The following is a 721-nucleotide window of genomic DNA, read 5'->3' as shown; positions in this document are numbered from 1 at the left end:
CGGTAACCTTCATGGCTGGTGACCGTTCACGAGCAGAACACGCTTATGCGGGTGACATCATTGGTCTGCATAACCACGGCACTATTCAAATTGGTGATACTTTCACGCAAGGTGAGTCTCTGAAGTTCTCTGGTATTCCAAACTTTGCGCCTGAATTGTTCCGTCGTATTCGTTTGAAAGATCCATTGAAGCAGAAGCAGCTACTAAAAGGCTTGGTTCAGCTTTCTGAAGAAGGTGCGGTACAGGTATTCCGTCCACTGCAAAACAACGATCTGATCGTTGGTGCGGTAGGTGTGCTTCAGTTTGACGTGGTTGTGGCTCGCTTGAAGTCAGAATACAACGTTGAAGCAATCTACGAAGGCGTTAACGTAGCGACTGCTCGTTGGGTTGAGTGTGGCGATGCGAAGAAACTGGATGAGTTCCAGCGTAAGAACCAAGCGAACTTAGCGTTGGATGGTGGTGACAACCTAACGTACATTGCCCCAACTATGGTTAACTTGAACCTTGCAAAAGAACGCTTCCCAGACGTTGAATTCCGTGCGACTCGCGAGCACTAATCAACCGCCGCGTTAAAGCAACTAGATTTTAAATCGCCCTTGGCTATAGACTTAGTCAAGGGCGTTTTTATATAAGGAAGAAAAATGAACTGGTTCAAACGTGGGTTAAAGCGTTACGACGATTGGTGTAAACAAATGGGATTAACGCCCGATCAAAAACGCAG

The 721-nt window shown here is 46.7% G+C and carries 2 pseudogenes; both read left to right on the top strand.

The features are described from left to right. A pseudogene (prfC, locus tag R7Z50_RS27200) lies at positions 1-557 on the top strand (peptide chain release factor 3); the annotation flags it as partial. Between the two features lie 84 nt (positions 558-641). Continuing rightward, positions 642-721, top strand: a pseudogene (locus R7Z50_RS27195) (hypothetical protein); the annotation flags it as partial.

The organism is Vibrio sp. 1249-1, from assembly GCF_033340495.1.
This window is presented reverse-complemented; position numbering and strand designations above follow the sequence as displayed.